This is a genomic window from Streptomyces sp. NPDC085596 (assembly GCF_044541565.1).
Classification (GTDB): domain Bacteria; phylum Actinomycetota; class Actinomycetes; order Streptomycetales; family Streptomycetaceae; genus Streptomyces.
Genome location: NZ_JBITTC010000006.1, coordinates 182,790 through 209,355, shown reverse-complemented (window position 1 = coordinate 209,355; position 26,566 = coordinate 182,790). Strand labels below are relative to the sequence as shown.

The following is a 26,566-nucleotide window of genomic DNA, read 5'->3' as shown; positions in this document are numbered from 1 at the left end:
ACCTATAGGTGCCGGGCCCATGTGTTTCACACTCCGTGTGCGCCGGGGGCTCGCATATGCCGGTCGCACACGCTCCCCCTGGGTCCGCCGGGGCGGTTGACTCTGCATGCGCATGCAAGGGATGCGGAGTCGTCCCGTCCGACCATGGAGAGGAGTGGACCCGTGACCGTCGAACCGGAGCAGGCCGTGGTTCACGGAGAACTGGCCGAGTTACGCCGCCGCCTCGACGTCGCCTACGCGCGCGTCGAAGGCGGGCTGGCGTTGCTCAGTCACCGTACCGAGGAGACCGCCAAGGAGCTGGATGAGCTGAACTCCCGGGTGAACTCGCTCGAACACGCCCGCTGGCCGTTGCCCTCGGTCGCCGCGCTCACCGCCCTGGGGGCGCTCGCCGTCGCCGTCTGGCAGGCGCTGGCTCACTGACCGTCGGCGAGCCGGAGATGGTGCAGCAGGAGTAACGCGGCCGCCATGTTGGCGGCCGGGACCTCCCCACGGGCGATCAGGTCGGGGACGAGTTTGAGCGGGACCCACTCACGGCGGTCCGACTCGAAGTCGTCCACGGGATGACCGGTGTACTCACCCTGCTCGGACCAGTACACGTGGTGCCGGGCGTCGGTGAGGCCGTTGGACGGCTCCACGCTCATCAGGTGGTGCAGAGGCCCCGGCCGCCAGCCGGTCTCCTCCTCCAGTTCCCTCGCGGCCGCGCTCATGATGTCCTCGCCGTCCTCCACGACCCCCGCGGCCAGCTCCCAGCCCCAGCTGTCGGTGATGAAGCGGTGCCGCCACAGCAGCAGGACCTCGTTGGCCTCGTTGACCACCGTGGCGACGGCGACCGGCCGCAGCCGGATGAGGAAGTGGTCGAGATGTGAGCCGTTGGGCAGCTCGACATCCGCCAGATTGACGCTGAACCAGCGGTTCGCGTACACAGTTTGTTCGTTCTGTTTCGTCCACTGCACGGTTCTGCCACCTTCCGCCGAGTAAGTGGCAATATCGCAGCAGGGACTATTCCCGGCCTACAGGGCGCTCGCTTCGGCGGCGCGCGCCCCCCGCCCGTTACAGCGGTACGCGCAGCGCGCCGTCGATCAGTTCCGCCGCGTCCGCGGTCCCGGCCGAGCCGCAGCGCACCAGGTACTCGCGCACCGCCCGGAGCCGGTCGCGCAGTCGCTGGGACTCCATGCCACGCGCCTGCTCGGCCATCTGCACGGCGGTCGCCACCGCCTTGTCGGCGTTGCCCTGCCGCAGCTCGATCGTGCTCAGCATCGCCAGCCGGTGCACCCGGCCCCGGTCGTGCGCCGGAGTGTCCACGGCCGCCGCCGCGTGCTCCCGCGCGGCCGACAGCTCACCGAGGCTCAGCAGCGCCTCCGCCACCTGGACGTTCACCAGGCCCGGCTGGACGTACCCCGTCTCGTCCGGTTCGGTGCCCGGCCGGATCTGCCCGGCCGCCGTCTCCGCCCGCCGGATGCCGGACAGCGCGCCGCCCCCGTCGCCGAGATGCGCGTACGCCTTGGCCTGCATCGCGTACAGGTCGGAGGCGAGCGCCGGGGTGATGTGACGGCCGGCCGTACGCAGCGCGGCCTCCGCGAAGGCGACCGCCTGCCGGTACTCCCGCATGAACAGCGACTGGTTGACCAGCAGCGCTATCACGTACGCCCCGAGCCCCCGGTCCCCGCTCGCCTTCGCCAGCCGCAGCGCCTGGTGGAAGTAGCGCTGGGCCAGCCCGTGCGCGTCGGAGTCGTAGGCGCAGATGCCCGCGATGGCCACCAACCCGCCCGTGGCACGGTGCAGTTGGCGTCCGGTGTCGTCGGGGTAGCTGCCGCGCAGCAGCGGCGCGGCCTCGGCGTTGAGGAAGCCGACGATGCGGGTGCGGGTCGCCACGCCGCCGGCCTTGCGGTACATCTGCTCGTAGTGCGCGCGGGCCGCCCGCAGGGTGCCGATGTCCGCCTCGGTGACCCGGTGCTGTCCGCCGCGCGACACGTCCACGTCCTCCGGCGGGTTCTCCCACTCCCACACCGGCATCACCGCGGGCGTACCGGTGACGGCGGGCGCGCCCAGCACATGCGGGCGCTGCTGTTCGTCGGAGCGCCACAGCGCGGTGGCCCGCTCCACGAACCCGGAGAGCGAGCCGGCGTGGGCGGTGGCGGGTTCGCCCGGCACGCCGAGGCCGATGTCGTCCAGCGTGACCGGGCGCCGTAACCGTCCCGCGAGCACCTCGCAGATCAGATCCGGCACCTGGCCTCTCGGCCGCTGACCCTTCAACCACCGTGCGACGGCGGTGTGTTCGTATCTGAGCGCGAGTCCCCGGCGGCGGCCGGCCTGGTTGACGTGCGCGGCGAGCCCGGCGTGCGAGATCCCCGCCTCGTCCAGGATCGCGTCGAGCAGGGTGTTGGGCTGCATCAGTTGGCCCCCCGAGTGGCGTGGTGCCGTAAGCGTAGTGCGAACGGGTTCACACGGGGTGTGAGCGGAGTGCGCGCATCCGCGTCCCGCGCGCACTGTCGGGCATACCGGTCGGACGGCTTCACTTGGTGCCCCGCCTCGCGAGAGGCGGGCCGGGCCGTCCGCTCCCCCTCACAAGGCGGCGGTCCGGCCGAGCGCCCCCGGGTGTCGGGCGGAGCCCCGCACTTCGCCGCCGCGCGGAACCGGTACCGCGTCGCCGGTACGGCCGTAAGGCCACCGGCCCGCGTTCGCGCGGCGGCAGCCGGGCAGCCGGCCCGGTGGGCGCCGGGAACGGCGCCGGCCGGTCACGGATCGAGTCCGTGACCGGCCGGTGCCTTCGGGTTTACAGCGGGGGTCAGCCGCGCAGCTCCGCGCCCGTGCGCTCGTTCGCCAGGGCGATGGCGGCGTCGCGCGCGGCGGACGCCTCGTCCACGGTCAGCGTGCGGTCGCCGGCCCGGAAGCGCAGCGCGTACGCGAGGGACTTGCGGCCCTCGCCGAGCTGCTCCGGGTTCTCGTACACGTCGAACAGCCGGATGGACTCCAGCAGTTCGCCCGCGCCCTCGCGCAGCGCGGCCTCGACGTCGGCGGCGGGCACCGGCTTGTCGACGACCAGGGCGACGTCCTGCGTGGCGACCGGGAAGGTGGAGATTCCGGGCGCCTGCGGGGTGTCGTCGCCGACCCGCTCCAGGGCGTCCAGGTCCAGTTCCATCGCGCAGCTGCGCTCCGGCAGGCCGAGGGCCTTGAGCACGCGCGGGTGGAGTTCGCCCGCGTGGCCGACGACGCGCTCGGCGCCGTCCTCGACGACCGCCAGTTCGGCGCAGCGGCCGGGGTGCCACGGACCGTACTGGGCCTTGCGCACGATCAGCTCGGCGCCCGCCTCGTGGGCGACGGTCCGGGCGGCCTCGATCGCGTCGGCCCAGTCGGCCGGGCGGCCCTTGCCCCACCAGCCGGACTGCTCGCGGGCACCGGCGAGGACGACGGCCACATGGCGCGGCTGCTCGGGCAGCACGGCGTCCAGGCGGGCGATCTCCTCGTCGGTGGGACGGCGGTCGACGGGCAGGTGCCCGGCGACCGAGCCGGCCTCGCGCGGGTGGAAGACCAGGCCGGTCTCGAAGAGCGCCAGGTCGTGCGAGCCCCGGCCGTCGTTGCGGCGCAGGGCGCCCAGCAGGCCGGGCAGCAGCGTGGTGCGGAGCGCGGGCTCCTCGTCGCTGAGCGGGTTGGACAGCTTGACCACGCGGCGGGCCGGGTCACCGGCGTCCAGACCGAGCTGGTCGAAGACCTGCTCGGCGACGAACGGGTAGTTCGGCGCCTCTACGTAGCCCGCTCCCGCCAGGGCCCGGCCGATCCGGCGGTGCAGCCGCTGACGGTGGGTCAGGCCACGGCCGGAGGTGGGCTTGGGCAGCGTGGAGGGCAGGTTCTCGTAGCCCTCCAGGCGGATGACCTCTTCGGCCAGGTCGTTGGCCTCGGTGAGGTCGGGCCGCCAGGACGGGACGGTGACGATCAGCTCGTCCTGCCCGTACACGTCGCAGCCGATCTCCTGGAGGCGGCGGACGACGATCTCGCGGCCGTAGGTGACGCCCGCGACCTTGTCCGGGTGGTCGGCGGGGATGGTGATCGTGCGCGGCGCGAACGGCGCGATGATCTCCGTGACGCCGGCCTCGGCGGTGCCGCCCGCGAGCAGGACCAGCAGGTCCACGGTGCGCTGCGCGGCAGCGGCGGCGGCCTCGGGGTCGACACCCCGCTCGAAGCGGCGGGACGCCTCCGAGGACAGCTTGTGACGGCGGGCCGTCCGCGCGACGGAGACGGCGTTGAAGTGGGCGGCCTCCACGACGACGTCGGAGGTGGACCGCTCGGTGTCGTCGTGGTCGGCGATCTCCGTGTCGGCGCCGCCCATGACACCGGCCAGGCCGATGGGGCCGCGCTCGTCGGTGATGACGAGGTCCTCGGCGTGCAGCGTGCGCTCGGCCCCGTCGAGGGTGACGAGCTTCTCGCCCTCCTCGGCACGGCGGACCCCGATGGCGCCCTGGACCGAGGTGCGGTCGTAGGCGTGCAGGGGCTGGCCCAGCTCCATCATCACGTAGTTGGTGATGTCCACGGCGAGGGAGACCGGGCGCATGCCGACCTTCTGGAGCCGGCGGCGCAGCCAGATCGGGGACCGCGCCTCGGGGCTCAGCCCGGTGACGGTGCGGGCGGTGAAGCGGTCGCAGCCCATCGGGTCGGAGACCTTCACCGGGTAGCCGTAGGCGTTCGGCGCGGGTACGTCGATCAGGGCCGGGTCGCGCAGCGGCAGGCCGTAGGCGATGGCCGTCTCGCGGGCGACACCGCGGATGGACAGGCAGTCGCCGCGGTTGGCGGTGACGGCGATGTCCAGGACCTCGTCGACCAGCTCCAGCAGCTCGATGGCGTCCTTGCCGGTCTCGGTCTCCGGCGGCAGCACGATGATGCCGTGGGTGCCGTCGTCGCCCATGCCCAGCTCGTCGGTGGAGCAGATCATGCCGTGCGAGGTCTTGCCGTACGTCTTGCGCGCGGCGATCGAGAAGCCGCCCGGCAGGGTGGCGCCGGGCAGGACCACGACGACCTTGTCGCCGACGGCGAAGTTCCGGGCGCCGCAGACGATCTCCTGCGGCTCGCCGGTGCCATTGGCCTGGCCGACGTCGACGGTGCAGAAGCGGATGGGCTTCTTGAAGCCCTCCAGCTCCTCGATGGTCAGCACCTGGCCGACGACGAGCGGGCCCTTGAGGTCGGCGCCGAGCTGCTCGACGGTCTCGACCTCCAGCCCGGCCGAAATGAGCTTGGCCTGGACGTCACGGCCGGTTTCGGTCGCCGGCAGGTCGACGTACTCCCGCAGCCAGGAAAGCGGGACCCGCATCAGATCTCCATCCCGAACGGCCGGGTGAACCGGACGTCACCCTCGACCATGTCTCGCATGTCTTCGACGTTGTGGCGGAACATCAGCATCCGCTCGATGCCGAACCCGAAGGCGAATCCGCTGTACTTCTCCGGGTCGACGCCGCAGGCGGTCAGCACCTTGGGGTTGACCATGCCGCAGCCGCCCAGCTCGATCCAGCCCTCGCTGGAGCAGGTACGGCAGGGGCGGTCGGGATTGCCGACGGACTCGCCCTTGCAGACGTAGCAGAGCATGTCCATCTCGGCGGACGGCTCGGTGAACGGGAAGAAGTTCGGCCGCAGCCGGGTCTTCATGCCGGGACCGAACAGCGACTGGACCATGTGGTCCAGGGTGCCCTTGAGGTCGGCCATGGTCAGGCCCTCGTCGACGGCGAGCAGCTCGACCTGGTGGAACACGGGGGTGTGCGTGGCGTCCAGCTCGTCGGTGCGGTACACGCGGCCGGGGCAGATCACGTAGACCGGCGCCCCGCGCTCCAGCAGGGAGCGGATCTGCACCGGCGAGGTGTGGGTGCGCAGGACGACACCGGACTCGGTGCCGCCCTTCTCACCGCGGACGAAGAAGGTGTCGGCCTCACCGCGCGCGGGGTGGTCGGGGCCGATGTTGAGGGCGTCGAAGTTGAACCACTCGGCCTCCACCTCGGGGCCCTCGGCGACCTCGTAGCCCATGGCGACGAAGACGTCCTCGATGCGCTCGGAGAGCGTGGTCAGCGGGTGCCGGGCACCGGCGGGGACGCGGTCGTACGGCAGGGTGACGTCGACGTCCTCCTCGACCAGCACGCGGGCGTCCCGCTCGGCCTCCAGCTCCACCTGGCGGGCGGCCAGCGCCTTGTTGACCGCGCCGCGGGCCATGCCGACGCGCTTGCCGGCGTCGGCCTTGGCGTGCGGGGGCAGGGCGCCGATCTCGCGGTTGGCGAGGGACAGCGGGGAGGCCGGGCCGGTGTGGGCGACCTTGGCCTCGTGGAGCGCGTCGAGGGATTCCGCGGCACCGAAGGCGGCGAGCGCCTCGTCCCGCATCCGCTCGATCTCTTCCGGTTTCAACGCCTCGACCTCGACAGGGTCGTACGACTTATTCGGTGCCGACATCTCTTCCCGTGCTTCCGATTGGGTGGCTGGTGGTCCCGTCACCGCCCGAAGGGGTCCCGGCGGGCCGCGTGCGGACACAAAGGTGCCAGGGGCCGAGTCTAACGGGGACGGGCTGGGCGAATGGCCCGCGGGCGGCTCAGGCCAGGTAGGCCGGGGCGCTCACGGGCAACGTAAACCGGAACTGCGCGCCGCCGCCGGGGGCGCGGCCGACCGTGATGGTGCCGCCGTGGGCCTCGACGATGCCCTTGACGATGTAGAGCCCGAGGCCGGTGCCGCCGCGCTTGCTGCCCCGCCAGAAGCGGGTGAAGACGCGGTTCATGGACTCCTCCGGGATGCCGGGCCCCTCGTCGCTCACGGTGACCGACGTGCCTGTCTCCTCGCCCTCGCGCGGGGACGGGGCGGGCGTGACGTCGATCGTGACAGTTCCGGCGCCATGGCGCACCGCGTTTTCCAGCAGGTTGCTGAGCACCTGGTCGACCTTGTCGGGGTCGGCCCACAGGGCGGGCAGCGGGTGCTCGACGCGGAGCAGGAAGCGGCCGGCGGGCTGGCCGGCGGCGACATGGGCCTGGATGTGGCGGCCGACGGCGGCGGCGGTGTCGACGGGCTGGCGGCGCACCTCCAGGCGGCCGCTGTCGATGCGGGAGATGTCGAGGAGCTCGGCGATCAGCCGGGTGACCCGGTCGGCGTCGGCGTCGACGGTCTCCAGCATCAGCCGTTTCTGCTCGTCGGTGAACCGCTCCCACTTGGCCAGCAGGGTGGCGGTGAAGCCCTTGACGGAGGTGAGCGGGGAGCGCAGCTCGTGCGCCACGGTGGCGATCAGCTCGGCGTGGCTGCGCTCGGTGCGGCGCCGGGCCTCGGTGTCCCGGAGGGTGACGACGAGGCGGTGCAGCGGGCCGAGCGGCTCGTCGCGTACGTAGCGGGCGGCGACCAGGACCTCCCGGCCGCCGGGCAGCAGCAGGTTCCGCTCGGGCTGCCGCACCCGGATGGCGAGGCCGCCGTAGGGATCGGTGAGCTGCCACCAACGGCGCCCTTCGAGGTCCTCCAGCGGCAGCGCCTTCTCCAGCGGCCGGCCGAGAGCGTCGGCCGGGCGGACGGCGGTGATCCGGGCGGCGGCGGCGTTGAACCGTACGACCCGCCCGTGCTCGTCGGCGACGACGAGGCCGTCGGGGAGCTGGTCGGGGTCGATCGCGTCGGCGGGGTCCCCCTGCGGGGACGCGCGCACGTCCTGCCCGTCCGGCGCCGTGCTCGTGCCGACCACACTCATCCCCGTACCCCACCTCTCAGCCTGCGCAGGGCCCCCGAGTGGGTCACCCTACTAGGTCGGGGTGACGGAACGGCAGCCTCCGGGGGCGCGCTGGGCGCGGGCCGACGCGTACAGACATACGGCGGCGGCGGTCGCCAGGTTCAGGCTCTCGGCCTTGCCGTGGATGGGGACGCTGACGACGGCGTCGGCCAGGGCACGGGTCTCCTCCGGCAGCCCCCAGGCTTCGTTGCCGAACACCCAGGCGGTGGGGTCGCCCATGGCGCCCTTGTCCAGCTCCGCGTCGAGGTCGCGGTCCCCGGCGCCGTCGGCGGCGAGGATGCGCACCCCGGCGTCCTTCAGCCCCCGGACGGCCTGCTCGACGGGCACGCCCATGGCGACGGGCAGATGGAACAGGGAGCCCACGGAGGCGCGTACGGCCTTGGGGTTGTACAGGTCGACGGAGGCGTCGGTGAGGATCACCGCGTCGGCACCGGCGGCGTCGGCGCAGCGCAGCACGGTGCCCGCGTTGCCGGGGTCGCGGACGTGCGCGAGGACGGCGACGAGCTTGGGGCGGGCGGCGAGGATGTCCTCGAACGGGGTGTCGAGGAACCGGCAGACCCCGACGACACCCTGCGGGGTGACGGTGGTGGAGATGTCGGCGATGACGTCCTCGTCGGCGAGGTGCACACGGGCGCCCGCGGCACGGGCCTCCCCGATGATGTCGGCGTACCGCTCCGCGGCCTCGACGGTGGCGAACAGCTCCACCAGCGTCGGCTCTCCCCCGGCCCGGTGCCCGGTGGCCTCCCGCACGGCCTGCGGCCCCTCCGCGAGGAACAGCCGCTCCTTCCCCCGGAAGTTCCGCCTCCCCAGCCGCCGCGCGGCACTCACACGCGCGGAACGGGGAGAGATCAACTCAGGGTTGGCGGAGCCCATAGTCCTAATCACCTTCGACAGAGATCCCAACGTCAAGCGGGGGGTTTTCAGGGGCGCGGGGAACTGCGCGACAAGCCACGAAGGCGCCGCACCCGACGACACACCAGGCCCCCCAACAGCAGGACCCGCAAGCTCAATAGCCTGCGGGTCCTGCATTCAACCGGCTCAAGGCCAGCGCAGCGTCACGCGGCCTTCGGCGCGTTGACGTCCGCGGGGAGCGCCTTCTGGGCGACCTCGACGAGCGCGGCGAACGCACCGGCGTCGTTGACGGCCAGCTCGGCCAGGATCTTGCGGTCGACCTCGATGTTCGCGGCCTTCAGACCCTGGATGAAGCGGTTGTAGGTGATGCCGTTGGCGCGGGCAGCGGCGTTGATGCGCTGGATCCACAGCTGACGGAAGTCGCCCTTGCGCTTCTTGCGGTCGTTGTAGTTGTAGACCAGGGAGTGGGTGACCTGCTCCTTGGCCTTGCGGTACAGGCGCGAGCGCTGACCACGGTAGCCGGAGGCCTGCTCGAGGATCGCCCGGCGCTTCTTGTGGGCGTTGACTGCCCGCTTGACGCGTGCCACTTGTTTAACTCCTTGTAGCGGGGCCGTGGAGTGGACTCAGACTCACACGACCCGGAAACGATTGGGTCCCGGTGAAGACGTACGACGCTCGGTGCGAGCGCCGCTCACGTCACTTGCCGAGAAGCTTCTTGATCTTCGCGGCGTCGCCCGGAGCCATCTCGGCGGTGCCGGTGAGGCGGCGCGTCACGCGGGACGACTTGTGCTCGAGCAGGTGGCGCTTGCCGGCGCGCTCGCGGAGCACCTTGCCGGAGCCGGTGATCTTGAAGCGCTTGCTGGCACCGCTGTGCGACTTGTTCTTCGGCATAGCGCCGTATCTCCTCGTCGGTGGCGCTCCGGTGCCCGGTCGTGAAACCGGGCACGGTGGAGCGTCGCTCTCTTATCGGTTGGTTCCCCGGGACTCGCGTCCCTGGGATCACGCCTCGGCGGAAGCCTCGGCAGGGGCCTCGGTCTTCTCGACCTCTGCGGCCTCGACGCCCTCGGCCTCGACACCCTCGGCCTCGAAGTCCTCGGCGCTGTCGCTGTCCGCGGCGTTCTGCGAGCGGCCGGGGTTGGCCTTCGCGTCGGCCTTGCGGGCCTCCTGCGCCTGGCGGGCCTCGGCCATCGCCTCGGTCTTCTTCTTGTGCGGACCGAGGACCATGATCATGTTTCGGCCGTCCTGCTTCGGGTTCGATTCGACGAAACCGAGGTCCTGGACGTCCTCCGCGAGGCGCTGAAGCAGTCGGTAGCCCAGCTCGGGGCGGGACTGCTCACGGCCACGGAACATGATCGTGATCTTGACCTTGTCGCCCTGCTTGAGGAACCGGACGACGTGACCCTTCTTGGTGTCGTAGTCGTGCGGGTCGATCTTCGGCCGGAGCTTCATCTCCTTGATGACCGTGTGCGCCTGGTTCTTGCGCGCCTCACGGGCCTTCATGGCCGACTCGTACTTGAACTTCCCGTAGTCCATGAGCTTGCACACGGGCGGACGGGCGGTCGCCGCCACCTCGACCAGGTCCAGGTCGTACTCCTGCGCAAGCTCCAGTGCCTTGGCCAGGGGGACGATGCCCACCTGCTCGCCACTGGGGCCGACAAGTCGCACCTCGGGAACGCGAATCCGGTCGTTGATGCGGGGCTCGGCGCTGATGGATCCTCCTCGGTAGCACCACGCGACGGTCTGGCGGACAGCCGCGTAACGTCTGTATCAGTAAGACCTAACCGCGCCGAAGCACAAAAAATGCCCCGGACGATCACATGCGGGGCTCCTCGAACTACCGGAACACCGCCGCGATGGCCGCGGGGCGCTATCGGACGGTGTCCGCCGCGTGGGCGACGAAATCCGTCTGACCGGTGACCCGCCGCCCGTGAGGGTGGTCGGGTGGGAGCTCGAAGCCTCCACTTGTGGGCCGGAGTGCTCGCCAGAGGCGTGCTCGTCCGGCCGGTCGTCACACAAGGTTAGCAGCTCCGGGGAGGAAGGGCTAACCGGGGCCGCCGGGCGCCCGGCCGGAGACCGGCGCCTATCGTGTGGGGTATGAGTGAGACCTCCCCTGAGACGCCCGACTTCGACGCCATGACCCGCGACATCGCCGAGGTCCCCGCCGTCGAGGTGATCGTGACGGTCGCCGTCAACCTGATGAGCGCCGCCGCAGTGAAGCTCGGGCTGAGCGAGGAGGGCGAGAAGTACAAGGACCTGGACGAGGCCCGCAAGCTGATCAGCGCCCTCGCCGGGCTGATGGACGCGAGCACGACCGAGATCAGCTCCTTCCACGCGGCCCCGCTGCGCGACGGCCTGAAGTCGCTCCAGCTCGCCTTCCGCGAGGCGTCCCTCGTCCCGGACGAGCCGGGCCAGGGCCCCGGTGAGAAGTACACGGGGGCGGTCTACGGCTAGTCCCCGGCGGCTCCCTCAGTCGCGTACGTACAAGGGCTCGCCCGGAGGGGTGGTCCCGGCCGGCAGGAGTGCCAGGTCGAGGCCGCGCACCAGGCGGGCCCTCAGTGTCTCGTCGGCGGCCAGCCGCTCGGCGACGGCGCGGGCGGCGGGCGCGGGCGGTGCGGCGGGGTCGAGGACGAGCGCGAGGGTGCCGTCTGCCGCACCGGGGCCGAGGTGGGCGGAGCGCACGGCGGGCTCGGCGGCGACGGCCGCGCGGACGGCGGCCACGACGGCCGGGTCGGTGAGCGGGTCGACGCTGGTGCGGCCCTCGGCCAGCGCGAGCAGCGCCGCGCCGCTCAGCTCGAACGGCACGGGCCCGGCGAGGTCCAGCACGACCGTGTCGGCCTTCTCGTGGGCGGCGGCCTGGAGCGCCTGGTGGAGCGGTACGGCGACCGGCCGGGCGGCGGGGTCCCAGCGGGCCAGCGACTCGGAGGAGGTGAAGGCGGGCAGCGCGGTGCGCCCGGCGGCCTTCAGCGTGGGAACGGCCATGTCGCTGGTCTTCTCCCGGCGCAGCCCGTTCTCGTCCACCTCCACCTCTCCGAGGACGGCGACGACGGGGACGAGCAGCCGCGCGCCCTTGAGGGCCTCCAGCACGGGACCGAGCGCCTTGCGGTCCCCGGCCCAGGCCGCGAGGGCGGCGCTCAGCCGGGGGTCGGCGGAGCCGTCGTCGTCGGAGAAGCCGGAGTCGGGAATGTTCTTGTTCGCCACGGTCCCGACCTTATCGGGGCCGGTAAGGGGCCGCGCCGACGGGAGGCACCGGTGGAAGCGCTGAGCGTGGAGGTGCCCGAGGGCGCCCGGCTGTCGGTGGGGGTGCTCGATCCGGGCTCCGGGCGGAGCGCGGTGCACGGCGACGGCGTCCACGACACGGCGAGCGTCGTCAAGGTCGGCATCCTGGCCGCGCTGCTGCTCCGTGCCCAGGACGCGGGCCGGACGCTGACAGCGGTGGAGCGGGAGCGGGCCGCGCGGATGATCGGGCACAGCGACAACGACTCCGCGACCGCCCTGTGGCACGGGATCGGCGGCGCCGCCGGTCTGGACGCGGCGCACCATCGCCTCGGCCTCACCGCGACGGTGGGCGGTGAGAACGGCTACTGGGGCCTGACCCGCACCACGGCCAGGGACCAACTGACTCTGCTCCAGCACGTGTTCGGGCCCTCTCCCGTGCTGAACGCGACCTCGCGCGCGTACCTGGCCGCCCTGATGGGCTCGGTGGTGCCGGAGCAGCGGTGGGGCATCTCGGCGGTGGGGCCCTGCGCGCTGAAGAACGGCTGGTTCCCCCGCGACGCGACCGGCCGCTGGGTCGTGCACAGCGTCGGCCGGGTGTCCGGGGCCGACGGCGACCGGCTGCTGGCGGTCCTCACCGAGGGCACGGCGAGCCGCGTGGAGGGTGTCGCGCTGGTGGAATCGGCGGCCCGGGCGGCGGTGCGGGCGTTCGCCGCCCCGGCGTGATCAGCCGGTCGCGCCGGGCCTGCGGTTGCGCCAGATCACGGTGACGGCCGCGATCAGCAGGGCGGTACCGGTGCCGCCCGCCAGCCAGGCCGCCCAGCCGGTGGCGCCGGCGGCGGAGTCGGGGCTGTCGGGGCCGGGGCCGAAGTACTTCTTGCCGTAAGCCGCCGGGCGCGGGTTCTCGGGTTCGAGGCGGGCGGCGGTCTTGAGGGCGGCGGCCGGGTCGATCATGCCGAAGCCCCGGGAGTCGTCGCGGCCGCCGGAGGGAGCGTCCCGCGCGGTGTCCTCCAGCACCTTCTTGATCTGGGGCGGGGTCAGTTCCGGACGGTCCGCCTTGAGCAGGGCGGCCGCGCCGGAGACGAAGGCGGAGGCGGCCGAGGTGCCCCAGCCCTCGTAGTAGCGGTGATCGGGGTCGGCGATGACGACGTCCACACCGGGCGCGCTGACGGCGGCGTACCAGCGGCGGGTGGAGAAGGAGGCGCGGGTGCCGTAGCGGTCGACCGCGGTGACGGCGATGACGCCGGGGTAGGCGGCCGGGTAGGAGACGTGGTCGCCCTTGTCGCCGCCGTTGCCCGCCGAGGCGACCACCACGACGCCCTTGCCGAGGGCGTACTGCACGGCCTCGTCCTCGCCGGCCTCGGGGTGCGCGGAGTCGGAGTCGTCGCCGAGGGAGAGGTTGATGACGTCGGCGCCGTGGTCGGCGGCCCAGCGGACGCCGTCCGCGAGGGCGTTGCCACGGGTGACGCGGGCCTTGGCGCGGGCGGGGTCCTTGTCCTCCAGGATGACCCGGACGGGGAGGATCTTCGCCTTGGGCGCGACGCCCATGACCCCGGAGCCGTCGCCGGGTCCGTGTCCGTGACCGGCGATGATGCCTGCCATGGCGGTGCCGTGCCGGGCCCAGGCGCGGTCGCCCGGACCGGCGCCGAAACCGACCATGTCCTTGCCCGGCAGGACGTTGCCCGCGAGGTCGGGGTGGCCGTCCTCCACGCCGGTGTCCAGTACGGCGACGGTGACGCCCTGCCCCTGGGTGGTGCGCCATGCCTCGTCGAGGTGGAGCGCGGACAGCCCCCACTGCTGGGCGCGGATGGAGTCGGCGCGCGCGGCGGAGGCGGGGAGCAGGGCGAGACCGGTGGCGAGCAGCAGGCTCGACGCGGTGCGGGTGCGACGCCTCATGAGGGCTTCTCCGTGGCCGGGCTGACGGTCTGGCGCAGCCGACGCTGGATGCGGTCGGCGAGCCCCTGGGCCTCGTTGCCGAGTCCGGCCTGCGCGGGCGCGGAGGTGGCGCCGGAGCGTACGGCGTCCGGGGCGGGCTGCGGGGTGTCGACGGTGCGGCCGTCGGCCCAGCCGGAGACGGCGAAGGCGACGATGGGGGCGTCGGTGAGGACGCTGACCGTCCAGCTGGCGCGCTGTCTCGCGCCGAACCCGGCGGCGGGGGTGCCCTTGGCGGCGTACGGCAGGGGCAGCAGGTCGGTGCGGCGGTCCAGGTGTTCGTTGTGGAAGCGGGCGGCGAGCCCTGCCATGGCGGCGGGGTCGGCCTTGGTGAACAGCAGGCCGACGGTGGTGACATGGGTCTGGGTGGCGTCGGTGTAGGTGGCGCGCAGCAGGCGGGCGCAGCCGACGGGGGCGAGGGCGCGCAGCAGCAGCGGGTCGAAGGCGCCGGCGCAGCCGGTGTCGGGGGCCACGGCGATCCGGGTCCAGCTGCGGTCGGCTCCGCCGGGTCCGGCGCCGGTGCCCTTGACGGTGGGCGGGAAGAGCTGGTCGACGGGCACGTTGTGCCAGAGCGCCCCGGCGGCGGCGAACCCGCTGTCGGCGCTGCGCTCACCGTCCTCCCCGGTGAGCCAACTCCCGGCCAGCGCACCGCCGATGAGGCCGAGCCCGAGGACGACGCAGATGGCGGCGACGCCGGTACGGCTGCGCAGCCGGGCCACCGGGCCGGGCCCGCGCACGAGTTCCTCGTACGGCTCGGGCTGCCCGAACGCGCCGACCGGCCAGGGGGCGTTCCAGGAGAGGGCGGGGTCGGGCGCGGGGGCGGCGGCCGGGCTCCAGGCGGGCGCGGGCGGCTGGGCGCCCGGTTCGGGGGCCGCCGGGACGGGCCGCAGCCGGGTCGTGGTCTCCGTGGGCGACTCGGCCGGGGCGCGCGTCGGCAGCGGCGGGGTGTCGGGGAAGCGGGCGGAGGCCGGCGGGGGCGGCGGGGGTGTGGTGAGCCGGGCCTCGGGGACCGGCAGCCGGGTCTCGCGGGGCCGTTCGAGGGAGCGGCGCGGGGCGAACACCGAGGGCTCGTCCTCGACCGGTGGTGTGTCCGGTTCGGCTTTCGCCGCGGGTGCGGGGTCCTCGGTGGGGCGCGGCGGGAACGGGGCGCGGCGCGCTTCCGTGCTCATGCACCCCCCGTTTCCTGGCGACCGGGCCGACTGCTCGTACGCGGGCCGTCCTGGGCGGCGGCCGCGGCCCGTCGGACGAGTTCCGTCCGGGCACGCATACCCGTACGGCTGGACCGGCATCCCGGTTCAGCGCTGCGGCCGGGTGTTTTCCGCCGTACGTGCGCGTCACTTTACGGGTTCCGGGCCGGCGGGACGGACCCGGTCCGCGCTGCCGGGGCATCTGCCCGGAACATCCCCCTACCCCGTGGTTATCGCGTCTGGCAGGCTGCCGTCATGACTGCGCGTGCCGCCGACCGGGCCCGGTACGACCGGGCCACCGCCGCCTACGACGCCCCGCTCGCCCTCGTGGATCTGGCCGCCTTCGACGCCAACGCGGCCGATCTGGTGCGCCGGGCGAACGGCAAGCCGATCCGGGTCGCCTCCAAGTCCGTGCGCTGCCGCGCCCTGCTGGAGCGGGTGCTGGCGCGGGAGGGCTTCGCGGGGATCATGTCGTTCACGCTGGCCGAGTCGCTGTGGCTGGCGCGTTCCGGCTTCGAGGACGTGCTGCTGGCCTACCCGTCCGCCGACCGGGCGGGGTACGCCGAGCTGGCCGCCGATCCCAAGCTGGCCGCCACGGTCACGGTGATGGTGGACGACGTGGCCCAGCTGGACCTGATCGACGCCTCCCGCGCGGGCGGGCGTGAAGTGGTGCGGGTCTGCCTGGAGTTGGACACCTCGCTGCGTCTGCTGGGCGGCCGGGTCCGGGTGGGCGCCCGCCGTTCCCCGCTGCACTCCCCCGCCCAACTGGCCGACCTGGCACGGTCGGTGGCGCGGCGGCCGGGCTTCAAGCTGGTGGGCCTGATGGGGTACGAGGGTCATGTGGCCGGAGTGGGGGATGCGTTGGCCGGACGGCCGGTGCGTTCGCGCGCGATCCGGCTGATGCAGGCGGCGGCCCGGCGGGAGCTGGCCGAGCGGCGCGGGGCGGCCGTGCGGGCGGTGCGGGCGGTGGCGCCGGAGCTGGAGTTCGTGAACGGCGGCGGCACGGGCAGTGTGCAGCACACGGCGGCCGAGGAGGCGGTGACGGAGATCGCGGCGGGTTCGGGGCTGTACGTGCCCCGGCTCTTCGACAACTACACGTCGTTCACGGGCCGTCCGGCCGCCCTGTTCGCGCTGCCCGTGGTCCGGCGCCCGGGTGTGGGCGCGGTGACGGTGCTGGGCGGCGGCTACCCGGCGTCGGGTGCTCCCGGCCCGGACCGGCTGCCGGTGCCGTATCTGCCGGAGGGGCTGCGCTACGACCCGCAGGAGGGGGCGGGCGAGGTGCAGACCCCGTTGCTCGGCTCGCCCGCCGATGATCTGCTGATCGGCGACAAGGTGTGGTTCCGGCACGCGAAGGCGGGCGAGCTGTGCGAGCGGTTCGAGGTGCTGCACCTGGTGGAGGGGGACACGGTCACGGCGACCGTGCCCACCTACCGGGGTGAGGGGCACACGTTCCTGTGACGGCCCCTCAGTACACGGTGTCCGCCTGGTCCGGCACCACCGAGCCGTCCGGGCGGCGCAGCGGGGTGTGGCCGCCGTCGGGGGCGTTGTAGGCGGTGGTGGAGCAGGGGTACGGCTCGCTCTTGCGGGGCAGCGGCTCGATGAACATCGGGTTGATCACCCAGCGGCCGTCCGTGTCGTCGTAGGCCCGGCACATCAGCTCGGCCTTGTTGCGGTTGAGCACCAGGTGGGCGCCGGTGGCGTCGGAGACGAAGGTGACGTCGGTGTCCGCGTCGCCGCCGCCGACGGCGATCCGCTTCTTCCAGGGCTGCTTCTGCCAGGCGGCGGGGCCGTGGATTCCGTAGATGTCCTGGTTGATCCAGCACCGCTTGCCGTCGATGTAGGGGATCACGTCGCCCTTGTTCACCCCGACGCCGCCACAGCCCTCGTTACGGGTGGTGATGCGGCCCCGGTGGTCGAGGACGGAGCGGATGGCGATGGTGTGCGCGGCGTCGATGCCGACCCCGCGCGACCAGACCTCGGTGACCGGTTCGGAGCCGGCCGAGACGATGTACACCCGGAACCCGGCCCGCTGCAGGGTGCGGATGAGGTCGCGCTGCTGGTCGTAGTAGCGGACGTAGGCGGGGACGGTGTGGGTGCCCAGGGTGCGGGTGGCGCCGATGGGGGCGGCGAGCGCCTCGGTGCGGGCGGCGGCCGCGTAGGAGGAGAGCTGGGCCGGGGTGCGGCCCGCGAAGAGCTGGGGCACCCAGGCGTACTGCGGGACGGTACGCCGGTGGTTCCAGGTCCCGGCGAAGGCGGCGGCGCCGCTCATCGTGGTGCCCTTCTCCCGGATCTCCACGATCTCGTCCGTGCAGCGGGGCCGGTCCGAGGTGCGCAGGGAGCCGCCCGCGCCGGTGCCGCAGGCGGCGGTGAGCGCCCGGTCCCCGGCGTCGGTGAGCCAGGCGCTGGAGTCCTTCCAGCGGGCGGGGCGGGGCAGGGCGTCGTGGCGCAGGGCCCAGGAGAGGGTGGCGTCGGTGACGTCGTTCTTGGTGACGGTGTTGTCCCAGTCGAACGCGGCGACCGCGCCGCGGTGTCCGGAACAGGTGCCGCGGGCGTCGATGACCTGTTGCAGCTGGGCACGGTTGTGGCCGTACCAACTGGTGCTCAGCTTGGGGCAGTTGGATTCGGCGGCCGCCGCGGTGGGGGTGAGGGCGGGGGCGGCCGCGAGGGCGGCGGCCGCGGTCAGGGACCAGGCGAGTAGCTGTCGCATGGGACGGGGACCGTACACCTTTCGGCTGGAGGGGAGTGACGTACGCGCCGACTACAGGGGCGTGACGTACGCGCCGGAGATGCCGCCGTCGACCAGGAAGTCGGTGGCGTTGACGAAGGAGGCGTCGTCGCTGGCGAGGAAGGCGACGGCGGCGGCGATCTCGTCGGCCCGCGCGAACCGGCCCAGCGGGATGTGCACCAGGCGGCGCGCGGCCCGCTCGGGGTCGGTGGCGAACAGCTCCTGGAGCAGCGGGGTGTCGACCGGGCCGGGGCACAGGGCGTTGACCCGGATGCCCTCGCGGGCGAACTGCACCCCGAGTTCCCGGGACATGGCGAGCACCCCGCCCTTGGAGGCGGTGTACGAGATCTGGGAGGTGGCCGCGCCCATCCGGGCCACGAAGGAGGCGGTGTTGATGATGGAGCCCCGGCCCTGGCGCCGCATGTAGGGGATGGCGGCCTTGCAGCACAGGTAGACGGAGGTCAGGTTGACCTCCTGCACCCGCTTCCACGCCTCCAGGCCGGTGTCCAGGATGGAGTCGTCGTCGGGCGGGGAGATGCCGGCGTTGTTGAAGGCGATGTCGACGCTGCCGTAGGTGTCGTGGGCGGCCCTGAACAGCGCCTCGACCTGCTCGGGGTCGGTGACGTCGGTCTTCACGAACAGACCGCCCACCTCCTCGGCGGCGGCCTTGCCGCTGGTCTCGTCGATGTCGGCGCAGACCACGCGGGCGCCCTCGGCGGCCAGCCGGCGGACGGTGGCCAGCCCGATGCCGCTGCCGGCTCCGGTGACGACGGCGGTACGGCCGACCAGGCGGCGGCAGACGGGAGCTTCGGTCTCGGTCACTTAAGCGGGCCCCTCCGTGCTGAGGAAGACGTTCTTGGTCTCGGTGAAGGCGGTCAGGGCGTCCGGGCCGAGTTCGCGGCCCAGTCCGGACTGCTTGAAGCCGCCGAACGGGGTCCAGTAGCGGACGCTGGAGTGGGAGTTGACGGACAGGTTGCCCGCGCGGACGGCCCCGGAGACGCGCAGGGCGCGGCCGAGGTCCCGGGTCCAGATGGAGCCGGAGAGGCCGTACGGGGTGTCGTTGGCGAGCCGGATCGCGTCCCGCTCGTCGTCGAAGGGCAGCAGGACGGCCACGGGTCCGAAGATCTCCTCGCGGGCGGCCGGGCTGTCGGGGGCCGCGTCGGTGAGCACGGTCGGCGGGAACCAGTGACCGGGCCCGTCCGGGGCGGTGCCGCGCAGGGCGGGGGCGCCGTCGGGGACGTAGGAGCGGACGCGGTCCAGCTGGGTACGGGAGATCAGCGGGCCCATCTGCGTCTTCTCGTCGGCCGGGTCGCCCACGACCACGGCGGCGAGGGCGTCGGCGAGGAAGGCGCGGGCCTCGTCGTGGACCTCGCGCTGGACCAGGACGCGGGTGCGGGCGCAGCAGTCCTGGCCGGCGTTGTCGAGGAAGGAGAACGGGTCGAGGGCGGCTCCCAGGTCGGCGTCGGCGAAGACGATGCTGGGGCTCTTGCCGCCGAGTTCGAGGGTGACCGGCTTGAGCTGCCGGGCGCAGCGCTCCATGACCTCGTGTCCGGTGCGGGTGGAGCCGGTGAACACGATCTTGCCGATGTCCGGGTGGTCCACCAGGGCGCGTCCGGCGGTGTGGCCGTACCCCGGCAGCACCTGGAAGAGGTGCTCGGGCAGGCCCGCCTCCAGGGCGAGTCCGGCGAGGCGGAGCGCGGTGAGCGGGGTGGTCTCGGCGGGCTTGAGGACGACCGCGTTGCCCGCGGCGAGGGCCGGGAAGGAGCCCCAGGCGGCGATGGGCATGGGGAAGTTCCAGGGGGCGATGACGCCCACCACGCCGAGGGGTTCGTGGAAGGTGACGTTCCAGCCGCCGGGCACCGGGATCTGGCTGCCGAGGAGGCGTTCGGCGCCGCCGGCCGCGTAGAGGAGCAGGTCGCGGGCGTTGCCGGCCTCCCAGCGGGCGTTGCCGAGGGTGTGGCCCGCCTCGCGGACCTCCAGCAGGGCCAGTTCCTCGATGTGGGCGTCGACGGTGTCGGCGAAGCGGCGCAGCAGCCGGGCGCGGTCGGCGGGGGCGAGCGCGGCCCAGGCTGCCTGGGCACGGGTGGCGCGGGCGACGGCGGCGTCCACGTCGGCCGCGCTCGCGGCGGGGACGGTGGCGATGGTCTCCTCGGTGGCCGGGTTGATCACCTGGAGTTCGTGCGGGTCCGTCAAGGTGTCACCTTTCCCGGGTGTTCACAGCATTCACGGGTGTTCGCAGTGGGCGTGCCGTTCACAGGCGTTCGAAGGAGCGGCGCAGCTCCCAGTCGGTGACGGCGGCGTCGAAGGCGGCCAGTTCGACGCGGGCCATGTTGGCGTAGTGGGCGACGACGTCCTCGCCGAAGGCGGCCTTGGCCAGCGGGCTGGTCTCCCAGAGCTGGGCGGCCTCGCGCAGGGTCGTGGGCACGTGCTCGTAGTCGGCCGTGTAGGCGTTGCCCTCGCAGGGTTCGGGCAGTTCGAGCCGCTGCTCGACGCCGTACAGCCCGGCGGCGACGAGTCCGGCGACGGCGAGGTACGGGTTGACGTCACCGCCGGGGAGCCGGTTCTCGAAGCGCAGCGAGCGGCCGTGGCCGACGACCCGCAGGGCACAGGTGCGGTTGTCGTGGCCCCAGGCGACGGCGGTGGGCGCGAAGGAGCCGGGCTGGAACCGCTTGTAGGAGTTGATGTTGGGCGCGTACAGCAGCGAGAAGTCGCGCAGGGCGGCGAGCTGTCCGGCCAGGAAGTGCCGCATCACCTCGGACATGCCGTCGCCCTCGGCCATCGCGTTGCGGCCGTCCTCGTCGGCGAGCGAGAGGTGGATGTGACAGGAGTTGCCCTCCCGCTCGTTGAACTTCGCCATGAAGGTGAGCGCCATTCCCTCCTGGGCGGCGATCTCCTTGGCCCCGGTCTTGTACACCGCGTGCTGGTCGCAGGTGCGCAGGGCCTCGGTGTACCGGAACGCGATCTCGTGCTGGCCGGGGTTGCACTCCCCCTTGGCGGACTCGACGGTGAGGCCCGCGCCCGCCATCTCGTTGCGCAGCCGGCGCAGCAGGGGCTCGACGCGGCCGGTGCCGAGGATGGAGTAGTCGATGTTGTACTGGTTGGCCGGGGTCAGCCCCCGGTAGCCGGTGTCCCAGGCGTGCTCGTAGCTGTCCTTGAAGACGATGAACTCCAGCTCGGTGCCGGCCTGGGCGGTGTATCCCAGCGCGGCGAGCCGGTCCAGCTGGCGGCGCAGGATCTGGCGCGGGGCCGCGGTGACCGGCGTCCCGTCCTCCCAGGCGAGGTCGGCCATGAGCAGGGCGGTGCCGGGGTGCCAGGGCAGTCGGCGCAGGGTGGCCGGGTCGGGGCGCATGGCGAAGTCGCCGTATCCCCGGTCCCAGGAGGACATCTCGTAGCCGTCGACGGTGTTCATCTCGGTGTCGACCGCGAGGAGGTAGTTGCAGCCCTCGGTGCCGTGGTCGAGTACCTCGTCGAGGAAGAAGCGGGCGGCGAACCGCTTGCCCTGGAGCCGCCCCTGCATGTCGGTGAAGGCCAGCACGACGGTGTCGATGTCACCGCCGGCGACAAGGGCCCGCAGCTCCTCGACGCTCAGCGGGGGTGTGCGGTCTGCCACGGGAAGGGCCTCCTTGGGCATGCTGCGCGCGGTGCGGCCGGAGCCATAAGGTACGGCCGGGAGCCATAAGGTATGGCGGGGAACCATTGCTTGGGAAGGGGGCGCGACCGGATGGCGGGGAGGACGGGTGCGCGGGAGGCGAGAGAGAGGAGTGACCGGCTCGGGGCGGTGCTGCGGCCGGTACGGGCGGGCAACGGCTTCGAGGAGGCGCTGGAGCAGATCCTCCAGGTGGTCCGGCTGGGCCTCGTACCGGACGGTGAACGGCTGCCCGCCGAGCGGGAGCTGGCGGAGCGGCTGGGCATCAGCCGGGTGACGCTGCGCGAGGTGCTGCGGGTGCTGCACGACCAGGGCCTGGTGGAGTCGCGGCGCGGGCGGTACGGCGGCACGTTCGTGCTGCGCCGCGCGGACGGCGTCGGCGAGGACGAGCTGCGGCGCCGGACGGCCGGGGTCGACATCGAGGACGTGCTGCGCTTCCGCGAGGTGCTGGAGGTGGGCGCGGCCGGGCTGTGCGCGGCGCACGGGCTGTCCGAGGAGGGTGCCGGACGGCTGCGGCGGGCGCTGGACCACACGCGGGACGCGCCGCTCGCGGACTACCGGCGCCGGGACACCCTGCTGCATCTGACCCTGGCCGAGCTGTGCGGCTCGCCGTCGCTGGCCGCCCAGTACGCGGCGGTCCGGGCGGGCGTCAACGACCTGCTGGACTGCATCCCGCTGCTGGTACGGAACCTGGAGCACTCCCAGCGGCAGCACAGCGCGCTGGTGGAGGCGGTGCTCGACGGGGACGCGGAGGCGGCGCGGGAGATCGCGCGCGAGCACTGCGCGGGCACGGCGGCACTCCTGCGGGGCTTCCTGGCCTGACCCCGGCTCTGCAAAGGTATGCGTGAGCACCTTTGGAGGGCACATGGGCGGACGGCCGCTGATCGGCGTGAGTACGTATCTGGAGGCGGGCACCCGCTGGGGCGTCTGGGAACTGGAGGCCGCGCTCCTCCCCGCCGCCTACCCCCGCCTGGTGAGCCGGGCCGGCGGCCTCCCCGCCCTGCTGCCGCCGGACGACCCGTCGTTGGCCCCGGAGGTGGTGGCCCGCCTGGACGGCGTGGTCATCGCGGGCGGCCCCGATGTCGACCCCGCCCGCTACGGCGCCGAACGCACGCCCCGCTGCGGCCCGCCCGCCCCGGAACGGGACGCCTGGGAACTCGCCCTGATCGAGGCCGCGTTGGCCGCGCATGTCCCCCTGCTCGGCATCTGCCGGGGGATGCAGCTGCTCAACGTCGCCCTGGGCGGCACCCTCGTCCAGCACCTCGACGGCCACGCGGAGGCGGTCGGCGTCTTCGGCGCGCATCCGGTGCACCCGGTGCCGGGCACCCTGTACGCGGCCATCCAGCCGGACGGCACCAGCGTCCCGACCTACCACCACCAGGCGGTGGACCGCCTCGCCCCCGGCCTGGTCCCCTCGGCCCACGCCGCCGACGGCACGATCGAGGCCGTCGAACTCCCGTCGGCCGGGGGCGCCGGGGGCTGGGTGCTGGGCGTGCAGTGGCACCCCGAGATGGGCACGGACGAACGGGTGATGCGCGCGCTGATCGCCGCCGCGAGCAAAGGCGGCTCCTAGGGGGTGTCTCGTCGATCACGCCGGGCTCGCGACGCCTGGCACCGCACCCTGATCCGGCCTGATCGACGAGACACCCCCTACTCCCGGGTCAGGGACAGCAGTTCCCTGGCCGGGCCCGTCGGCCGGTGTCCCGTGGGCCAGACGGCGCGCAGGTCCCGGCGCAGGGAGACGCCCTCCACCGGGATGCCGACCAGGCGCCGGGTCGCCAGTTCCTCGCCCACCGCCAGTTCGCTGAGGACGGCGGGGCCCGCGCCGCCGATGACGGCCGCCTTCACGGCCGTGGTGGAGGAGAGTTCGATCAGGGGGCGGGCCGGGGCACCGAGGGCCGCGTCGAGGACCTGGCGGGTGCCGGAGCCGCGTTCGCGGAGGATGAGCGGGGTGGCGGCCAGTTCCGCCGTCTTCAGCGGCCGGGGGCGGCGTGCCCAGGGGTGGGCGGGGGCCGTGACGACCGTGAGGCGGTCGTGGGCGATGACGGCCGAGTCCAGGCCGGTGGGGACCGTGAGGCCCTCCACGAAACCGAGGTCGGCCTCGCCCGCCAGGAGGAGTTCGGCGACCTTCGCCGAGTTGCCGGCGAGCAGGGACACCGCCGTGTCCGGCCGCCCGGCGCGCAGCGCGAGCAGCCAGCCGGGGAGCAGATACTCGGCGATGGTCATGCTGGCCGCGACCCGCAGCCGGGAGTCCCGGGTGGCGCGGAGTGCCTGTGCGCCCGCGTCGAACGTCTCGGCCGCCGCCACGACCTGCCGCGCCCAGTCGGTGACCAGGGCGCCCGCGTCGGTGAGCCGGGAGCCGCGCGGCGAGCGGTCGACCAGGGCGACGCCGAGCTGCCGTTCCATGGAGCGCAGCCGGCTGCTGGCGGCGGGCTGGGTGATGCCCAGCTCGCGCGCGGCCGCCCCGAGGCTGCCCAGCCGGGCCACGGCCAGCAGCAGCTCAAGTCCGCCCAGATCGGGCACCCGGTGCGCCAGCGAACCGCTCCTCGCCTGCTCTTCGCTCATAAGACCACCTTATGCCCCCATAGAAACGAACTCCCTGGTCAGCGCGGACCCGTGCCAGGAAGCTGATGGCATGGTCACCGCAGCCCGCCTCCGCCACCTCGGCCCGAACTGGTACGCCGCCGTCATGGGAACGGCGATCGTCGGCTCGGCGGGCGCCGCCCTCCCCTCCCACGTCCGCTGGCTCTGCGCCGCCCTGTGGACCCTCTCCCTGCTCCTGCTGCTCGCCCTGCTCGCGGCCCGCGCCCTGCACTGGACCCACCACCGCGACCAGGCCCACGCCCACCTCCTCGACCCGGCGACGGCCCCCTTCTACGGCTGCGCCGCCATGGCCCTCCTCGCGGTCGGCGGCGGCGCGCTCTCGGCCGGCCGGTACTGGATCGGCACCCAAGCGGCCGTCGTCCTGGACGCCGTCCTGTTCACCGCCGGTACGGCGCTGGGCCTGGCGGCGGCCGTTGCGGTGCCGTACCTGATGGTGACCCGGCACCGGACCGGCCTCGCCGACGCCACCCCGGTGTGGCTGCTGCCGCTGGTCGCACCGATGGTGTCGGCCGCGCTGGGCCCCGCCCTGGTGCCGTATCTGCCGCCGGGCCAGCCCCGCGAGACCCTGCTGCTGGGCTGTCTGGCGCTGTTCGGGCTGAGCCTGCTGGCCACGCTGCTGATGCTGCCGCTGCTCCTCGCCCGGCTGCTGTGCCACGGCCCGCTGCCGCTCGCGCTGACCCCGGCGCTGTTCCTGGTCCTCGGCCCGCTGGGCCAGTCCACCACCGCCACCGGCGCGATCGCGGACCTGGCTCCGGGGGTGGTTCCGGCGCCGTACGACCGGGGTCTCGCGGTGTTCGCCGTGCTGTACGGGGTGCCGGTCATGGGGTTCGCGCTGCTGTGGCTGGCGTTCGCCGCCGCGCAGGTGGTGCGGGCGCGGCGGCGGGGCATGCGGTTCGCGCTGACCTGGTGGGCGTTCACCTTCCCGGTGGGCACCTGTGTCACCGGCGCGGCCTCGCTGGCCCGGCACACGGGCCTGGTCGTCTATTCGGGGCTGGCGGCCGGGCTGTACACCCTGCTCCTCATCGCGTGGGCCGCGGCGGCCACCGGTACCGCGCGCGGCCTGCTCAGCGGCGCCCTGCTGCCAGCGCCCCGGCCAGCACGCGCGGAGCTTCGAGCAGCGAGGGTCCGTACCAGGTCAGGTGCCGTCCGCTGACGAGGGCGCAGGGCAGGCCGGGGTACGCCTCGGGGCCGTCGTCGGCGGTGAAGCGGTACGGCTCGTCGGGCAGCACGACCAGCTCGGGAGCCGCCGCGGTCAGCTCGTCCAGGGGGACGCGGGGGTAGCGCTCGGGGTGTCCGGCGTACAGGTGGCGTACGCCGAGGCGGGCCAGGACGTCGCCCGCGAAGGTGTCCCGGCCGAGCACCATCCAGGGGCGGCGCCAGATCGGTACGACGGCGCTGACCGGCCGTTCCGGCTCCGGCAGCGCGGCCCAGGCGGCCTCGGCGCCGTCCAGCCAGCCGGGGCGGGATACGGCGCCGCACGCCGACAGCACCCGCTCCAGCTCGGGGAACGCCTGCGGCACCGTCCGCACCTCGGTGACCAGCACCGGGATACCCGCCGCGCGCAGGGCGTCGAGGTCGGGGGCGCGGTTCTCCTCCTCGTTGGCGATCACCAGGTCGGGGGCGAGGGCGGCGATCCGCGCGGTGTCCGGGTTCTTGGTGCCGCCGATCCGGACGACATCGAGGCCCGCCGGGCGCTCGCACCAGTCGGTGGCCCCGACGAGCACACCGGGCAGCGTGACGGCGACCGCCTCGGTCAGAGACGGCACCAGGGAGACGATCCGCACTAGCGGGACCGGTCCTGGACCGCCTCGATGTGTTCGGCGACGGCCACCACGATCACGCGGGTGTCCGGCACGGTGGCCCGCCAGCGGTGGCGGACACCTCCGGTCAGATACAGGGTGTCGCCCCGGCCGAGGCGGTAGGCACGGCCCTCGGCCTCGATCTCGACGGCGCCGTCCGCGACGTACATGAGCTCGTCGTTGCGGTGCTGGAACTCGCGGCCCGCGTCGTGGTCGCCGGTGAACTCCGAGGCGTGCAGCTGGTGGTGGCCGCGCACCAGGGCGCGCGTGCGGGCGGTGAAGTCGCCGTCGGCGACCGGCTCACCGCGTACGACGTCCACGCTGCACGCGGGGTCGGCGGCGGCGAGCAGTTCCACCGCCGTGGTGCGCAGCGCGTCGGCGAGCTTCTCCAGGGAGGTGCGGCTCGGGCGGGCCCGGTCGTTCTCCACCTGGCTGAGGAAGGGCACCGAGAGGCCGCTGCGCTCGGCCACGACCGCGAGGGTGAGTTCGAGCGTCCGGCGGCGCCGCCGGACGGCCGCGCCGACCCGCACGGGCTGTCGCTCTTTGTGGTCGCCCATCGCTGCGGCTCCCTCCTTCACGCGTGGCGCGGCTGCCCGGACGCCCCGTGCCGGGCGTCCCTGTCCTTAGGTTGTCTGCACCCTACGCACGTTCGGCAAACCGTTTCACGCGCCTCTCACATCCCGCGCCGCCGCCGGGCCGGTACCCCACGGTTCGCGCCAGTGCCGCGGTCCGCCGGGCGCGCCCCCTCGGGCCCGCCGTCCTCCGTCCTGCCTCGGACTTCCGCGGCGTTCACCTGCTTCAAGGCCCGAGCGGCCCCAGGTGTTCCCGCCGGGCGGGGTCCGTGGCGCTCCGTGGTTGGCCGGATCTCTACGGTGGTGAAATCGG

At 73.5% G+C, this 26,566-nt stretch carries 26 protein-coding genes; 7 read left to right on the top strand and 19 right to left on the bottom strand.

The window, feature by feature from the left end; translation table 11 throughout:
* The first annotated feature begins 162 nt into the window (after nt 1-162).
* Nucleotides 163-420, top strand: coding sequence for a hypothetical protein (locus ACIGA3_RS19715; RefSeq protein ID WP_399717108.1), 258 nt, complete (start codon nt 163-165; stop codon nt 418-420).
* On the opposite strand, the gene ACIGA3_RS19710 is transcribed toward ACIGA3_RS19715, so the two are convergent.
* The 9 genes from ACIGA3_RS19710 to infC all read right to left on the bottom strand — a co-directional run bounded on the left by ACIGA3_RS19710 (nt 414) and on the right by infC (nt 10,285).
* Nucleotides 414-953 (bottom strand): NUDIX hydrolase, encoded by a 540-nt coding sequence (locus tag ACIGA3_RS19710; protein WP_399717105.1) that lies wholly within the window; start codon nt 951-953, stop codon nt 414-416. The genes ACIGA3_RS19715 and ACIGA3_RS19710 overlap by 7 nt on opposite strands.
* Nucleotides 954-1,050: 97 nt before the next feature.
* Nucleotides 1,051-2,391: a transcriptional regulator gene (locus tag ACIGA3_RS19705; protein ID WP_399717102.1), complete on the bottom strand. Its 1,341-nt coding sequence runs from the start codon at nt 2,389-2,391 to the stop codon at nt 1,051-1,053.
* A gap of 394 nt (nt 2,392-2,785) precedes the next feature.
* On the bottom strand, nt 2,786-5,299 hold the full coding sequence (gene pheT, locus ACIGA3_RS19700; protein ID WP_399717099.1) for a phenylalanine--tRNA ligase subunit beta: 2,514 nt from the start codon (nt 5,297-5,299) through the stop codon (nt 2,786-2,788).
* Nucleotides 5,299-6,420 carry a phenylalanine--tRNA ligase subunit alpha gene (gene pheS / locus ACIGA3_RS19695; protein WP_399717097.1) on the bottom strand — a complete coding sequence of 374 codons (1,122 nt, stop codon included), beginning with the start codon at nt 6,418-6,420 and terminating at the stop codon, nt 5,299-5,301. The genes pheT and pheS overlap by 1 nt, the downstream gene beginning before the upstream one ends.
* A gap of 136 nt (nt 6,421-6,556) precedes the next feature.
* Nucleotides 6,557-7,684 (bottom strand): ATP-binding protein, encoded by a 1,128-nt coding sequence (locus tag ACIGA3_RS19690; RefSeq protein WP_399717094.1) that lies wholly within the window; start codon nt 7,682-7,684, stop codon nt 6,557-6,559.
* A gap of 51 nt (nt 7,685-7,735) precedes the next feature.
* Nucleotides 7,736-8,596 (bottom strand): TrmH family RNA methyltransferase, encoded by an 861-nt coding sequence (locus ACIGA3_RS19685; RefSeq protein WP_399717091.1) that lies wholly within the window; start codon nt 8,594-8,596, stop codon nt 7,736-7,738.
* Between the two features lie 182 nt (nt 8,597-8,778).
* On the bottom strand, nt 8,779-9,162 hold the full coding sequence (gene rplT, locus ACIGA3_RS19680; RefSeq protein WP_103845028.1) for a 50S ribosomal protein L20: 384 nt from the start codon (nt 9,160-9,162) through the stop codon (nt 8,779-8,781).
* A gap of 109 nt (nt 9,163-9,271) precedes the next feature.
* Complete coding sequence (rpmI, locus tag ACIGA3_RS19675; RefSeq protein ID WP_006374321.1) at nt 9,272-9,466, bottom strand: 50S ribosomal protein L35; 195 nt, start codon at nt 9,464-9,466, stop codon at nt 9,272-9,274.
* Between the two features lie 108 nt (nt 9,467-9,574).
* Entirely contained in the window at nt 9,575-10,285 is a 711-nt protein-coding gene (gene infC, locus ACIGA3_RS19670; protein ID WP_399717613.1) for a translation initiation factor IF-3, read from the bottom strand.
* 384 nt (nt 10,286-10,669) lie between these two features.
* Here infC and ACIGA3_RS19665 point away from each other — a divergent pair, with 384 nt between their 5' ends.
* Entirely contained in the window at nt 10,670-11,026 is a 357-nt protein-coding gene (locus ACIGA3_RS19665) for a DUF1844 domain-containing protein (protein WP_399717088.1), read from the top strand.
* Between the two features lie 15 nt (nt 11,027-11,041).
* Here the strand turns inward: ACIGA3_RS19665 and ACIGA3_RS19660 are convergent, their stop codons facing one another.
* Nucleotides 11,042-11,773, bottom strand: coding sequence for an SseB family protein (locus ACIGA3_RS19660; RefSeq protein ID WP_399717086.1), 732 nt, complete (start codon nt 11,771-11,773; stop codon nt 11,042-11,044).
* 51 nt (nt 11,774-11,824) lie between these two features.
* Between ACIGA3_RS19660 and ACIGA3_RS19655 the strand changes: the two genes are divergently transcribed.
* Nucleotides 11,825-12,514, top strand: coding sequence for a serine hydrolase (locus tag ACIGA3_RS19655; RefSeq protein ID WP_399717084.1), 690 nt, complete (start codon nt 11,825-11,827; stop codon nt 12,512-12,514).
* Here the strand turns inward: ACIGA3_RS19655 and mycP are convergent, their stop codons facing one another.
* A complete protein-coding gene (mycP, locus tag ACIGA3_RS19650; protein ID WP_399717081.1) occupies nt 12,515-13,684 on the bottom strand; it encodes a type VII secretion-associated serine protease mycosin in 1,170 nt (389 codons plus the stop codon).
* On the bottom strand, nt 13,681-14,889 hold the full coding sequence (locus tag ACIGA3_RS19645) for a hypothetical protein (protein WP_399717080.1): 1,209 nt from the start codon (nt 14,887-14,889) through the stop codon (nt 13,681-13,683). The genes mycP and ACIGA3_RS19645 overlap by 4 nt, the downstream gene beginning before the upstream one ends.
* A gap of 273 nt (nt 14,890-15,162) precedes the next feature.
* Here ACIGA3_RS19645 and ACIGA3_RS19640 point away from each other — a divergent pair, with 273 nt between their 5' ends.
* Nucleotides 15,163-16,365, top strand: a complete 1,203-nt coding sequence (locus ACIGA3_RS19640) for an amino acid deaminase/aldolase (protein WP_399717077.1) — start codon at nt 15,163-15,165, stop codon at nt 16,363-16,365.
* A gap of 7 nt (nt 16,366-16,372) precedes the next feature.
* Here ACIGA3_RS19640 and ACIGA3_RS19635 read toward each other — a convergent pair whose 3' ends face one another.
* The 4 genes from ACIGA3_RS19635 to ACIGA3_RS19620 are packed head-to-tail and all read right to left on the bottom strand — an operon-like array spanning nt 16,373 to nt 21,242.
* On the bottom strand, nt 16,373-17,614 hold the full coding sequence (locus tag ACIGA3_RS19635; RefSeq protein WP_399717074.1) for a haloacid dehalogenase-like hydrolase: 1,242 nt from the start codon (nt 17,612-17,614) through the stop codon (nt 16,373-16,375).
* A 51-nt stretch (nt 17,615-17,665) separates the two neighbouring features.
* On the bottom strand, nt 17,666-18,454 hold the full coding sequence (locus ACIGA3_RS19630) for a 3-oxoacyl-ACP reductase (RefSeq protein ID WP_399717071.1): 789 nt from the start codon (nt 18,452-18,454) through the stop codon (nt 17,666-17,668).
* Nucleotides 18,455-19,825, bottom strand: a complete 1,371-nt coding sequence (locus ACIGA3_RS19625) for an aldehyde dehydrogenase family protein (RefSeq protein ID WP_399717068.1) — start codon at nt 19,823-19,825, stop codon at nt 18,455-18,457.
* Between the two features lie 58 nt (nt 19,826-19,883).
* On the bottom strand, nt 19,884-21,242 hold the full coding sequence (locus ACIGA3_RS19620; RefSeq protein WP_399717065.1) for a glutamine synthetase family protein: 1,359 nt from the start codon (nt 21,240-21,242) through the stop codon (nt 19,884-19,886).
* Nucleotides 21,243-21,353: 111 nt separating this feature from the next.
* Here ACIGA3_RS19620 and ACIGA3_RS19615 point away from each other — a divergent pair, with 111 nt between their 5' ends.
* Nucleotides 21,354-22,100 carry a FadR/GntR family transcriptional regulator gene (locus tag ACIGA3_RS19615; RefSeq protein ID WP_399717063.1) on the top strand — a complete coding sequence of 249 codons (747 nt, stop codon included), beginning with the start codon at nt 21,354-21,356 and terminating at the stop codon, nt 22,098-22,100.
* 43 nt (nt 22,101-22,143) lie between these two features.
* Nucleotides 22,144-22,851 (top strand): gamma-glutamyl-gamma-aminobutyrate hydrolase family protein, encoded by a 708-nt coding sequence (locus tag ACIGA3_RS19610; protein ID WP_399717610.1) that lies wholly within the window; start codon nt 22,144-22,146, stop codon nt 22,849-22,851.
* A 77-nt stretch (nt 22,852-22,928) separates the two neighbouring features.
* Here the strand turns inward: ACIGA3_RS19610 and ACIGA3_RS19605 are convergent, their stop codons facing one another.
* Nucleotides 22,929-23,843, bottom strand: coding sequence for a LysR family transcriptional regulator (locus ACIGA3_RS19605; protein ID WP_399717060.1), 915 nt, complete (start codon nt 23,841-23,843; stop codon nt 22,929-22,931).
* 70 nt (nt 23,844-23,913) lie between these two features.
* Between ACIGA3_RS19605 and ACIGA3_RS19600 the strand changes: the two genes are divergently transcribed.
* A complete protein-coding gene (locus tag ACIGA3_RS19600) occupies nt 23,914-25,035 on the top strand; it encodes a TDT family transporter (RefSeq protein ID WP_399717059.1) in 1,122 nt (373 codons plus the stop codon).
* Here the strand turns inward: ACIGA3_RS19600 and ACIGA3_RS19595 are convergent.
* Both ACIGA3_RS19595 and ACIGA3_RS19590 read right to left on the bottom strand, forming a co-directional pair.
* Nucleotides 24,947-25,666 carry a helical backbone metal receptor gene (locus tag ACIGA3_RS19595; RefSeq protein ID WP_399717056.1) on the bottom strand — a complete coding sequence of 240 codons (720 nt, stop codon included), beginning with the start codon at nt 25,664-25,666 and terminating at the stop codon, nt 24,947-24,949. The genes ACIGA3_RS19600 and ACIGA3_RS19595 overlap by 89 nt on opposite strands.
* A complete protein-coding gene (locus ACIGA3_RS19590) occupies nt 25,666-26,238 on the bottom strand; it encodes a helix-turn-helix domain-containing protein (protein ID WP_391299844.1) in 573 nt (190 codons plus the stop codon). The genes ACIGA3_RS19595 and ACIGA3_RS19590 overlap by 1 nt, the downstream gene beginning before the upstream one ends.
* Nucleotides 26,239-26,566: the final 328 nt, after the last annotated feature.

Excerpts from the sequence above, each read along its gene's own strand:
- ACIGA3_RS19600 (WP_399717059.1), top strand. The coding sequence starts at position 23,914 with ATGGTCACCGCAGCCCGCCTCCGCCACCTCGGCCCGAACTGGTACGCC.
- mycP (WP_399717081.1), bottom strand. The coding sequence starts at position 13,684 with ATGAGGCGTCGCACCCGCACCGCGTCGAGCCTGCTGCTCGCCACCGGT.
- pheT (WP_399717099.1), bottom strand. The coding sequence starts at position 5,299 with ATGCGGGTCCCGCTTTCCTGGCTGCGGGAGTACGTCGACCTGCCGGCG.
- ACIGA3_RS19605 (WP_399717060.1), bottom strand. The coding sequence starts at position 23,843 with ATGAGCGAAGAGCAGGCGAGGAGCGGTTCGCTGGCGCACCGGGTGCCC.
- ACIGA3_RS19590 (WP_391299844.1), bottom strand. The coding sequence starts at position 26,238 with ATGGGCGACCACAAAGAGCGACAGCCCGTGCGGGTCGGCGCGGCCGTC.
- ACIGA3_RS19635 (WP_399717074.1), bottom strand. The coding sequence starts at position 17,614 with ATGCGACAGCTACTCGCCTGGTCCCTGACCGCGGCCGCCGCCCTCGCG.
- ACIGA3_RS19610 (WP_399717610.1), top strand. The coding sequence starts at position 22,144 with ATGGGCGGACGGCCGCTGATCGGCGTGAGTACGTATCTGGAGGCGGGC.
- ACIGA3_RS19685 (WP_399717091.1), bottom strand. The coding sequence starts at position 8,596 with ATGGGCTCCGCCAACCCTGAGTTGATCTCTCCCCGTTCCGCGCGTGTG.
- pheS (WP_399717097.1), bottom strand. The coding sequence starts at position 6,420 with ATGTCGGCACCGAATAAGTCGTACGACCCTGTCGAGGTCGAGGCGTTG.
- ACIGA3_RS19705 (WP_399717102.1), bottom strand. The coding sequence starts at position 2,391 with ATGCAGCCCAACACCCTGCTCGACGCGATCCTGGACGAGGCGGGGATC.
- ACIGA3_RS19665 (WP_399717088.1), top strand. The coding sequence starts at position 10,670 with ATGAGTGAGACCTCCCCTGAGACGCCCGACTTCGACGCCATGACCCGC.
- rpmI (WP_006374321.1), bottom strand. The coding sequence starts at position 9,466 with ATGCCGAAGAACAAGTCGCACAGCGGTGCCAGCAAGCGCTTCAAGATC.
- ACIGA3_RS19640 (WP_399717077.1), top strand. The coding sequence starts at position 15,163 with ATGACTGCGCGTGCCGCCGACCGGGCCCGGTACGACCGGGCCACCGCC.
- ACIGA3_RS19645 (WP_399717080.1), bottom strand. The coding sequence starts at position 14,889 with ATGAGCACGGAAGCGCGCCGCGCCCCGTTCCCGCCGCGCCCCACCGAG.
- ACIGA3_RS19690 (WP_399717094.1), bottom strand. The coding sequence starts at position 7,684 with ATGAGTGTGGTCGGCACGAGCACGGCGCCGGACGGGCAGGACGTGCGC.
- ACIGA3_RS19615 (WP_399717063.1), top strand. The coding sequence starts at position 21,354 with ATGGCGGGGAGGACGGGTGCGCGGGAGGCGAGAGAGAGGAGTGACCGG.